12 protein-coding genes and 1 pseudogene are annotated in these 10,771 nt (G+C 36.7%); 4 read left to right on the top strand and 9 right to left on the bottom strand.

Going from position 1 to position 10,771, the window contains the following annotated elements; translation table 11 throughout:
- Positions 1 to 795: ribonuclease E/G (locus tag ACJAT0_RS06560; RefSeq protein WP_415181019.1), on the top strand; the 795-nt coding region annotated here is incomplete at its 5' end.
- Positions 796 to 1,243: 448 nt separating this feature from the next.
- Entirely contained in the window at positions 1,244 to 1,753 is a 510-nt protein-coding gene (locus tag ACJAT0_RS06555) for an acyl-CoA thioesterase (protein ID WP_415181018.1), read from the top strand.
- 79 nt (positions 1,754 to 1,832) lie between these two features.
- On the opposite strand, the gene ACJAT0_RS06550 is transcribed toward ACJAT0_RS06555, so the two are convergent.
- From ACJAT0_RS06550 to ACJAT0_RS06510, 9 genes and pseudogenes are all read right to left on the bottom strand, one after another.
- Complete coding sequence (locus ACJAT0_RS06550; protein ID WP_415181017.1) at positions 1,833 to 3,038, bottom strand: murein hydrolase activator EnvC family protein; 1,206 nt, start codon at positions 3,036 to 3,038, stop codon at positions 1,833 to 1,835.
- The gene (locus ACJAT0_RS06545) at positions 3,039 to 3,794 is read right to left on the bottom strand and encodes a DUF4292 domain-containing protein (RefSeq protein WP_374002647.1); all 756 of its coding nucleotides are present in this window, start codon (positions 3,792 to 3,794) and stop codon (positions 3,039 to 3,041) included.
- A complete protein-coding gene (locus tag ACJAT0_RS06540) occupies positions 3,794 to 5,167 on the bottom strand; it encodes a tetratricopeptide repeat protein (protein WP_374002646.1) in 1,374 nt (457 codons plus the stop codon). The genes ACJAT0_RS06545 and ACJAT0_RS06540 overlap by 1 nt, the downstream gene beginning before the upstream one ends.
- A gap of 65 nt (positions 5,168 to 5,232) precedes the next feature.
- The gene (locus ACJAT0_RS06535) at positions 5,233 to 6,249 is read right to left on the bottom strand and encodes a sugar nucleotidyltransferase (RefSeq protein ID WP_374002645.1); all 1,017 of its coding nucleotides are present in this window, start codon (positions 6,247 to 6,249) and stop codon (positions 5,233 to 5,235) included.
- A 500-nt stretch (positions 6,250 to 6,749) separates the two neighbouring features.
- Positions 6,750 to 7,184: a dUTP diphosphatase gene (dut, locus tag ACJAT0_RS06530; RefSeq protein WP_415181016.1), complete on the bottom strand. Its 435-nt coding sequence runs from the start codon at positions 7,182 to 7,184 to the stop codon at positions 6,750 to 6,752.
- A complete protein-coding gene (locus ACJAT0_RS06525; RefSeq protein WP_415181015.1) occupies positions 7,184 to 8,638 on the bottom strand; it encodes a lipopolysaccharide biosynthesis protein in 1,455 nt (484 codons plus the stop codon). Before ACJAT0_RS06525 ends, dut begins: the two co-directional genes overlap by 1 nt.
- Positions 8,639 to 8,759: 121 nt before the next feature.
- Positions 8,760 to 8,969, bottom strand: coding sequence for a hypothetical protein (locus ACJAT0_RS06520; protein ID WP_415181014.1), 210 nt, complete (start codon positions 8,967 to 8,969; stop codon positions 8,760 to 8,762).
- Positions 8,970 to 9,245: 276 nt separating this feature from the next.
- The gene (locus ACJAT0_RS06515) at positions 9,246 to 9,740 is read right to left on the bottom strand and encodes a hypothetical protein (RefSeq protein WP_415181013.1); all 495 of its coding nucleotides are present in this window, start codon (positions 9,738 to 9,740) and stop codon (positions 9,246 to 9,248) included.
- Between the two features lie 325 nt (positions 9,741 to 10,065).
- Positions 10,066 to 10,329: pseudogene (locus ACJAT0_RS06510) on the bottom strand (methionine aminotransferase); the annotation flags it as partial.
- A gap of 103 nt (positions 10,330 to 10,432) precedes the next feature.
- Between ACJAT0_RS06510 and ACJAT0_RS06505 the strand changes: the two are divergent.
- A complete protein-coding gene (locus ACJAT0_RS06505) occupies positions 10,433 to 10,555 on the top strand; it encodes a hypothetical protein (protein WP_415181012.1) in 123 nt (40 codons plus the stop codon).
- Positions 10,556 to 10,564: 9 nt separating this feature from the next.
- Positions 10,565 to 10,717: a DUF5694 domain-containing protein gene (locus tag ACJAT0_RS06500; protein ID WP_415181020.1), complete on the top strand. Its 153-nt coding sequence runs from the start codon at positions 10,565 to 10,567 to the stop codon at positions 10,715 to 10,717.
- The last annotated feature ends 54 nt before the right edge of the window (positions 10,718 to 10,771 follow it).

Raw genomic sequence — 10,771 nt, 5'->3', positions numbered from 1 at the left:
ATAGTGGTTGATGACCAAGGAGTTTATGATGAAATTAAAAACTATTTAAAAACTATTGCCCCACATAAAGAGTCTATTGTAAAATACCACAACCCAAGAACTTCTGTTTTTGAAAAGTTTGGTATTGAACGACAAATTAAAACATCATTTGGCCGGACAGTTTCTATGAGTAAAGGTGCTTACCTGATTATAGAACACACAGAAGCCATGCATGTAATTGATGTCAACTCTGGGAATAGATCTAATAAAGCAGACAGTCAAGAAGACACCGCTCTAGAAACTAACATGATCTCTGCAACAGAGATTGCACGCCAGTTAAGACTTAGAGATATGGGTGGTATCATCGTAGTGGATTTTATTGATATGCGCAAAGTAGAAAATCGCAAGAAACTCTACGAGCATATGCGCGATGAAATGTCTGACGACCGTGCAAAGCACAAGATCCTTCCCCCTAGTAAGTTTGGATTGATCCAGATTACTAGACAGCGTGTAAGGCAAGAAGTAAACATAAAAACTCGTGAGGAAGATCCTGATGGAAATGGAAAGGAAATTCAAGCTCCTATTCTAGTTATTCAGGAAATTACCGAAACTTTAGAACGACATCTTAAGGCTGGTCTAAAAAAGATAACGCTCAATGCGCATCCTTTTGTGGCGGCTTTTATAACAAAAGGATATCCTTCTATACGATCTAAGTGGTTTGTAACTCACAAAAAATGGGTCAAAGTGGTACCTCGAGATGCCTATACTTATCTAGAATATAACTTCAAAGATAAAGACGGTAACGATCTTACTTGATAGTATAATTATCACAAAACGCCTACAGGCTTTGATCTGTAGGCGTTTTTTTTGTGGTTAGTTTTAACTGTTTTTACTTTTGCAAAAGAGAGGTTTAATACTCGTATCTCCTTAAAAAAAACAGCTACTGTTTGATTTTCAAGATACTGTTTTTACAGAGAGAGAAAAGCAGGTCCCAAACAAGCTTGCGCCTCTCCTTTTTACTGAATTAAAATTCCCTTTGGCCAAATTTGTTCTGACGAATCAGAAGCTTAAAAAGTTTGTTGAAGGCTCCTATCCTGCAGTAAAAGCTTTGGACTATACGGCTAGAAGTCATATATCTATAAACCGCATCATTATTCTACCGCCAATTTGCATTCTCCATAAAATTTCCGTTACGATAATCTTTTCTAAAATAAACTGCCTCAACATAAAATAGCGACTACCTTTGCAAAAAAAATGCGCTATTATGGATGCTAAAACACCATCCCAATCCTTTACTACAGTTACAGATATGGTCTTGCCTAGTGAGACGAATCCGCTGAATAATCTTTTCGGAGGTGAGCTACTAGCACGTATGGATCGCGCTGCAAGTATCGCTGCAAGAAGACATTCCAGACGTATTGTGGTAACTGCCTCTGTCAATCACGTGGCCTTTAATAGAATGGTCCCTTTAGGAAGTGTGGTAACTATAGAGGCACAAGTCACTAGGGCATTTAAGAGTTCCATGGAAGTTTATATGGACGTGTGGGTAGAAGATCGCGAAAGCGGCGAGCGTACGAAAGCAAATGAAGCCATCTACACATTTGTAGCCGTAGATGAAAGTGGAAGACCTATTCATATCGCTCCGATCACTCCAGAAACTGAAATAGAAAAACAACGATATGACGCGGCCTTAAGACGCAAACAATTGAGCCTAGTTCTTGCTGGAAAAATGAAAGCAAAGGATGCTACAGAATTGAAGGCATTATTTGAATAATTAATGCGCAATTGTTTTCCCTTAAAATAGCGCAATAAACAGATACTATTGCGACTTAAAGCAGGAATTACTAACCCACCTATTTCCTCGCAATCCACTGTGCTGGATCTATAGTTTCTGTGTCTTGCATCAGAACAAATTTGAGTTCTGTCTCTCCTGAATTAGATGTAAAAATTTCTCCTATAATGTCTTTAGTGTTTACCCTGTTACCCTTTTCAACACTTACTTGTTTCAAGTTATCATAAATGGATGTGTAATTTCCATGTCTGATATGGACCGCTAGAATACCGTACTTACTTTTAGTGATGCGCATGACTTCTCCTTCAAAAATAGCACGTGCTTTTGCACCACTTGGACTTTGCATTCTTAGACCATTTGAATCTATGGTTAAGGATCGCAGTACTGGATGCGCTTGTGTTCCATAACGTCTAGAGACGAAACCTTCTTCTACTGGCCATGGTAATTTCCCTTTATTACTTTTAAAATTATTTGCAAGTATCTTAGCTTCTGGCGTGAGAAAAAATTTATTTGCAACAGCTCCTGTTTTCCCTTTGTTAGAAGCTTTGATATCTGAGACAATCAATGCTTTAAGCTCTTTGTCTATTTTATTGCGTTCCTTTCCTTTTTCCTTAATATTAGAAGCATATTGTTTTTCATTTGCTTGAACCACAGCTAATAAGTTTTCTTGCTCTACTTTATCTACTTTAAGGGCAATTCCTTGTTTTTTATTTAATGCAAGCACCTGTTTTTTTTCTTTTTTTTCACTTTCCAATTCGGCATTTTTATCAACAAGTGCATTTGACTTTACTTCGATTTCATAAGCTTGTTTTTTGCGATAATTTGCATAAGACTGCAAGTATTGAACCCTTTTATAAGCTTGTAAGAAATCTTCAGAGCTCAGTAAAAACATCAAACGGCTTTGATCGTTTTTTGATTTATATGCCTTGACAATCATCTCAGCATACGCTGCTTTAAGCGACTTTATTTCTGTGTTGAACTTTCTTATTTCGACAGCGTTGGCTTTTATGTTTCTAGTTAGAATATTTGCCTGCTTGTTGGTAATATTGATGATCTCTTGAGTACGAGCCATCTTTTTATCAATGGTTTCCACCAGCAAAACCATTGTTTTTTCTTCCTTTCGCACATTTTTGAGCAGCCTATCGAACTGATTGATCTCCTTTTGAATTTCGGACTTGCGTTGTTCCAGAACAGCTTTATCTGATTGCGCTTTCGCAAAAGCGAAACACAACAAAAACAACATCAATACACAACTATTTTTTTTCATCTACAACTCGAATGGACTATAACCAGAAGGCATGTGAAACGGAAACGTCAATTCTTGATCAAACTCCACGTTTTTAAACTCCATTTCTAACTTTGAAACGCGCTCGCGCTGATGGGCATTAATTTTAATCTCTGTAGGGATTATCCTTCCCTCCACCACTTGATATTCTGGATAATTAACTTTTAAAAAACTGTTTTCTGAGGAATTAGAAATCGATTGTTCAGAGAGTTTAAAGTCTGATGGTCGCAAACTAAAAAGCTTAGTGATCAGGGCGTCTTGCTTGAACTGATATTCATTATCAACTACTGTAAAGTCTTTATTCTTTAATGGCTCTACCGCTTGGCCTAAGAGTAAGTCTTCCAACTGCTCAAAGGTAATTTCTTCTCCCAGAAAATCACTGATCAAACTAAAATCGCCTTCAAAAGCTCTTTTATTGAGCTTTTCATAAAACTGAACTCGATCTGGAGTGATATACACTTTTGCCCCTGTAAATCCAAATATAGTGGCGCTCATCCAGATTTGCTTGCCTTTTTCCATACGAAGATTTACGGTGAAAGATCGAGTGCTTTGTAAATTGTCATAGCTCACAGAAAGTCTCGCATTCATCGTTTTAAAATCGATGCGAGCTGCTTCATGAGCTTTCCATACTTTAGCTTTTTTAGCTTTTGCTGTTGCATTATTTGCAGCTCTTTGAATACCTCCACAACCTGAAAGGAATAAGAGTATAACAATAGAAAGTAACTTTAGGTATTTCATTAGGATTTATTAGTCGGTATTTTTATTTTAGAACGCAATTTTGTGGCTTTAGTTGTATTGCCTTTTAAATCATAACTCACTGCTAGTTGCTGATACATATCGCTCTCCAGTTGAGGCTCATCAAGTAAAAAGCTCAACCCCATTTCTAGTTGTTCTATCGCTCGATCTGGTTCATTGAGATGATTATGTGCAACGCCGTTTAATAAGTAAAGTAAGGCTTGTGCAGGAAAAATATCCAGCGCTGTGTCTGTAATTTCTACGGCTTTTTTATAGTCCTTGATGTCTATGCTTAAAAGGGCGACTTTCTTAATCAATTCGTAATTCTTATGATCAAGCTGTAACCCTTTTTCATAAAATAAAATAGCTCTAACAGCATCTTTTCTCTTTAAATAATAATCTCCCAAAGCATTAAAAGCTTTTACATCTCCTACCTGATCAGCAAAGTTGTCTATAGCGTTTTTAATTTCTTCATCTTCTACATCTGTAACTCCAGACTGTATGAAATCATTAAGCACATTGATCTTAGTCTCGGTATCAAACTGGGAAGACTTAAAGACCATTTGCATACTTTTAATTCCTTTACTGGTTTTACCCGCTTCTAAATAGATTTTGTAAAGTGCTAGTTGTGCTTTGTCACTCTTAGGTACGTTTTTTTCTAAAAGCTCTGCAATTTCTTGAACTTTCTCTGTGTTGTTTTTCTTACTGTATAGATAAATCAAGTTGATATAAGCTTTCTCATCTTTAGGATCTGATGCCATAGCAGCTTCTAGATCTTCAATGTTCCCGTCCCTGGCTTTATTTTTCTCTAATCGTGCTTCTAGCTGTATTCTTATCTGATTGCGTCGTTGGTTATCTCCTAACCTGTTATCTAGCTTATTTATAATCGCAAGGGCTTGCTGGTTTTTACCAACTCTGAAGTATTGATAAGGCAATAACTCCTCATAATTCAGATTGATTTTTGCTAGCTTTTCTAAAATAGCTATGGATTTTTCATATTCCTTTTGCTTGTTATAAACGTCGTATAAAGTTTCTAGGAGCCATTCTATTTCTCCTTCTAGTTCTATGGCACGAATTATTTTTACTTCTGCTTTTGCGAAAGCGTCACTCATCAAATAGTTCTTACCCATTTCATACTGCACGGCACCAGATTTGGGATCTAATTCTTCACAAACTTCTAAATATAAGATAGCCTTATCGTGGTTACCTATCGCCTTTGCTGCGAGTGCGTTGAAAAAACTGTCCTTAAAATCGTCTGAAACATCTCCCAAATCGTCGACATTTACCTCATCAGAAAACACTTCTTGCTGAGCAAAGAGTTGATTGCTAAGCAAAAAGACAGCTAGTAAGGACGCTACTTTAAATAATTTGTTCATCTGTTTTACTGTTCAATAGTTGTACCAAATTAATAGTAAATTAATGACTATTCATTGCATTAGCACTATTCCATAATAGAATAATCTCCTATGCTGATTTTAGTAAACTTACCGTCGTATTTTACATGACTACCTATCATCGCTTCCTCTAAGGTAGCGTTTTTTATAATCGAATTTTTTTGAATCAATGAGTTGGTAATCGTGCAATTCTCGATCACTGTTCCTGCACCTATAGAAACATGTGGTCCTACAGTGCTGTTTATAAGTACGACGCTACTATCAATGACACAGGGCTTGATGATTTTAGAATTGTGTAAAGTAGGTCGTGTATTCAATTCTTCACTAGCGTCTTTTTCCATAAAAGTCATGATGCGCTGGTTGGTTTCTATAGCCACTTCTTTGTTGCCACAATCCATCCATTCCTCCACAGTTGCTGTCTTAAATATATTTCCAGACGCCATCATTCTCTTGATCCCGTCATTGATCTGGTATTCTCCACCATTGATAATGTCATTATCGATGACAAATTGGAGCTCTGTTTTAAGATTTTCTATTTCTTTGAAATAATAGATTCCTATCACTGCCTGGTCACTTACAAATTGGTCTGGTTTCTCTACTAATTCTACAATTTCTTCTTTATCATTGAGTTTTACAACCCCATAGGCTTCTGGCTTGTCCACTTGTTTGGTCCATATCACAGCGTCTGCCGCTGGATCGAGTTCAAAGCTAGCTCTTATGAGCGTATCTGCATAAGCGACCACTGCTGGTCCAGAAAGTGATGGCTCTGCGCACATAATAGCATGACCGGTTCCCAGTGGCTCTAGCTGTCTATAAATGCTTGCTTTGGCACCGAGGCCTTCTGCAAGTTTTATAAGGCTATTTACCACCTCATCTCCAAAAAATGCTGGATCTCCTAAAATAAAAGCAATTTCTTCCACGGGTTCTGAAAGAATACCTGCGATATCAGCTACCAATCGGTGTACGATAGGCTGGTTTGCAATAGGTATTAATGGTTTAGGAGTTGTTAGTGAATGGGGGCGCAGTCGAGAACCGCGACCTGCCATAGGCACAATTATTTTCATAGGCTATATTGCTGTTCCTGCACCAGCAGGAATCTGTTTATTTCATCAAGATTTGAATGAAAAAGTATTTCTTTGAAATCTTTAAATTTTTAGAGTTTATATAGAAAAGTAAAAGTGCTAAGTTAAAAACTTAGCTGTTTATTTTGTTATTGATGGGCTAATCTTTGCTTTCTTCTTAGATATTCTCTGAGTTAGAGACACTGCAAGCTTCTTTTAAATTGTAATTCTACTTTGAAGCCAATGGTAATTAAAAACTACAAATCACTATTAATTTCTTTATTGATACAGTTTTGTGTCTTCTGCTTAGATCTCAACTGCCGATCCAGTACATATTTTTTTCTTACCCTTACACACGTAACATCTTTCGTCTATCCAAAGGGAAGAAACCTCTGCGAGGCTTTTCACTTTATCTTTTCAAGCTTTTATCGAATATTGGGTCTTGTCTATAGCTTTTTGATTCTTTTTCAAGTTCAAGTTCTAACTCAAATTGAAATTAGATTTTACTTAACTCCTGTACTTCCAAAACCTCCAGCACCTCTCTCTGTGCTGCTCAATTCTTCTACTTTATACCAGTCTGCGCGCTCGTGTTTTGCGATGACCAGTTGTGCAATGCGTTCTCCATTTTCTACCGTAAAAGCTTCCTTAGAAAGGTTCACTAAAATGACTCCTATTTCTCCACGGTAATCTGCATCAATAGTTCCTGGAGCGTTCAGAACTGTGATTCCTTTTTTGGCAGCGAGACCGCTTCTAGGCCTTACTTGCGCTTCATATCCTATAGGCAGCTCTATGAATAATCCAGTTTTTATAATGGCTCTTTCTAGCGGCTGTAAAGTAACGGCTACTTCTAGATGTGCTCGTAAATCCATTCCTGCACTTGCCTCCGTTTCATAGTGAGGTAATGCATGTGACGATTTGTTGATGATTTTAATGATCATTATTTCTTAATCAAGTTTTTAATAAATGTCTTTTCGCGAGTCCAAATAATTCCAGAAAGAACTGCTGTCATAACGATTCCCACAAGATAAAGACTCCAACTGCCTATACCCAATTCTTCTCTTAAAAAATAAAAGAAAACTAGCGAAAAACTAATTGCAACGGTTAGATACAGCAGCATATTTTTAACATCATATGGAATCGCAAAGTGTTTTCTGCTCCAAATATAAGAAGTCACCATCATGAATCCATAAGCGGCACAAGTTGTTATAGCACTGGCCATATACCCTATCTGTGGTATCAATATTAAGTTTAATCCTATAGTTAAAACAGCTCCTAATACAGAAATATAAGCGCCGTATTTAGTCTTATCGGTTACCTTATACCAAACAGATATAGATTGATAAATGCCAAAAAACAAATAAGCAATCAATATTAATGGTACAATATCCATGGCTTCAAAATAAGCTTCATCAATAAGCCATACTTTTATAATATCTACTAAAATAATATACATCAACAAGGCTATCGAGCCGAGTATAACAAACATTTTAGTAAGTTGAGCATAAAGTTCTGGTGCTTTTTCATTCTTTGCTTCACTAAAGAAAAAAGGTTCTACGCCTAATTTAAAAGCTGTTGCAAATAAAGTCATCCCTACAGCAAGTCGATAACAAGCTGTATAAACACCTACTTGATCTGTAGCATTATCGGTCAACAACCATTCTAATAAGATTTTATCAAAAGTTTCATTAACTGCAAAAGCTAATCCTGCGATGAGAATAGGAAACCCATAACGCAACATCTTTTTCCAAAGCTGCATATCAAACGTCCACTTACTGAAATACGGTTTACAAACCACGAAGAAGGTCAAGAAACTTGCTCCAAAAAATGCTATAAAAAATAACTCTATCTTATCACTAGGTACTATATCGCGCAACATAGGAATATCTTGTAACCATATCAAAAACAAGGCACTGCAACCTACTGCAATACCGACGTTAATCATTTTTATCACGGCATATTTCATTGCTTTTCCTTGTGCTCTCATGTAAGCAAAAGGCACCACTGCAAGCGTATCAAAGGCCAAAATACCAATAACCCATTTCCAGTAATCTGAAGATTTATTTGTCCAGACTTCTATATAATCGAGGCTTAGATAAGCTATAGCAACAAAGAGTAAGGTAGTGCCTAACAAGGTTGCTAAGGCTGTTCCTAGGACTTTGGATCTATCCTTAGTCTCTGTAAAGTATCTAAAAAAAGAGGTTTCTGTACCGTAGGTTAATAGGACATTAAAAATAATCATCCAAGAAAAAATAACAGATAGCTCTCCAAAATCAGCTCTGGTAGGTAAATGTTTTGTTAATAAAGGAGTCAATAAAACCGTGAGTAATCGTGGCAAAACCGTCGCCAGACCGTAAATAAAGGTATTCTTAAAAAGGTTTTTTATGGAGCTCAAAAAGCTGGTTTATTTTGAATTTCAAAGGTAGCATTATTTTCCTAAGAGTAGAATTAATTCTACTCTTAGGGAAATAGAAACTACTAGGGTTTAATAACATTTTGAAGATGGTTAAAGTTCTTTAGTTTTGAACTCGCATCGCATCTACCATTTTATCCAGCACAAGCCACTTCATCAATATGGACATGAGGCTTATTGCACTTTTTACATAGTGTGTTTTCCGTTCTTTATCTTTTACTTCAATGACCACGTCAGAGGTTTCAGCATCGATGTAGCCTTTTAATTCTCGAGCGATTTTTTCTCCTTGTGCTTTCGCGAAAGCGGAACTCAAAACAAGAACCGCAACAATAACTAGATTTTTTATAATTACATATGCTGATAAACCTAGGAAAAGAAAGGACTCCTAACTAGTCACAAGGAGTGACTCCTAGATAGGAATGAGTGAAAGCGGCAGTTTCTGATAGAGCCTGACCTGTCCTAAGTTCTTTTTAATGGAAAGGACTTTAAATTATACTGCTTTTGGGAGAAATTAGGAACGTCTTACTTCAAGTAATTTAATTCTTCTAAAGGATAGAATTGATTATAGCCTTTAGGAAAATGAATAAGCTTACTTATTATTCCCTTGAGGTGGCGCACTTGGATAGGCAATAGTTTCTCTCTGAGTAATGTGTACTAGTTTTACGTATTTAGTGCCGCCATCCAAGTCAAATGCGATTACTGCCTGATTTTCGAGCAATTTAAAAGGGAAGGCTTCTAATGGAGGAGCTTCATTGCCGTACTCGTTTTTAGGATCTAGGTTCCTCTCATCTGGTGTGGTCACCAATTGAAAACGAGTGACTAGCATTTGCTTATCGGTAGAAGTGAGACTCGGCCCAGCATTCTCCATACCTTGGAAATAAACCGCTTGTAATGAATGACCTTCTAAAATCGAACTAGGGAAATAGAGCGTTACGCCGCTTCCAGATCCAGGAGCGCCTCCCGTCCAGGATTCAAAATAAGGCTGCTCGGCAGTTTTGAAATCTGCGCTGGACAGGGTTTTAGAGATTTTTTGAGAACTACAAGAGCTAAAAATGATTGCTATACATAAGATTAGGTATTTCATCAGGTATTTTATTAGATAATTTCAAGGATTGTGCCGTAAGATAAAAGTACTACTTACAGGAGAAACAAAAACGCTGCGCAGCAAGAATGACAAGATAGTAGCGTTCTAGGATACTCCATGTCATATTTCCATTCTCCTCCCGAAGGATTTCGTTACTAAAAATTACGGAGATAGAAACGCTCTTTTCTTAATTTCACTATGGATTAAAACTTATTTTTAAATTCCGTTTTGATTTCAAGTTCTATTAAGAAACCTGATTTTTTTTCTATTTGTGGCAGTTTTTTTTGGAACGTACAGCGTAAAGAAAAGACCTGGGAAAGCAGGGTTACAAAGCATTCAAAATCTCAGCTGCTGCGATAATCTCTTCCTCTTTCTTTGCAAAACAAAACCTTAATGTTTTAGGGTCTTTTCCATTCATAAAAACAGAAATAGGTATACTAGCTATTTTATATTCTATAGTCAGTATTCTCGTAAAGTCTAGGTCGTTTTCATTTGTAATTTCACTGTAATCCAACAACAGGAAATAAGGGCCATGTGTGGGTTTAAAAGCGAACTGGCTATGATTTATTAGGTTTAAGAAAAGATCGCGTTTGCGCTGGTAAAAAGCGCCTAATTCGAGCTATCGCTCTGGTTTTATAGGTCCTTTTTTACAAAAAGTAGAAGCCATAGAAAAGCAAGCCACTACAAAACAATTGTACCGCTTTACCAACACAGCTCAATACCTTGACTTTCTATTCAACATCAATGCAGACCTTATGACGTATGTAAATACAAATGGTAAATTTAAAGGGGCAGGCGTTGCTACAGACTATTAGCGTCGCAACATTAGAATTTTTGCAAACTTTAATAAAACCGCTATTTCTCCTGTAGATAAGGTGCTGGTTTTATACGGTGCAAGTCATGTCGCTTTCTTTAATGACTTTATGAAACGAAGTCATAAATATAATGTGAAGGATATACAGGGATTTTTAAAATAGAACTGCCACCAAAACAAAAACCCCATTTCAGTTCAAATGAAATGGGGTTTTTTA

It is taken from the genome of Nonlabens sp. (assembly GCF_047636915.1).
Classification (GTDB): domain Bacteria; phylum Bacteroidota; class Bacteroidia; order Flavobacteriales; family Flavobacteriaceae; genus Nonlabens.
The sequence above is the reverse complement of the archived record's forward strand: the minus strand, read 5'-3'. Positions and strand labels throughout refer to the sequence as shown.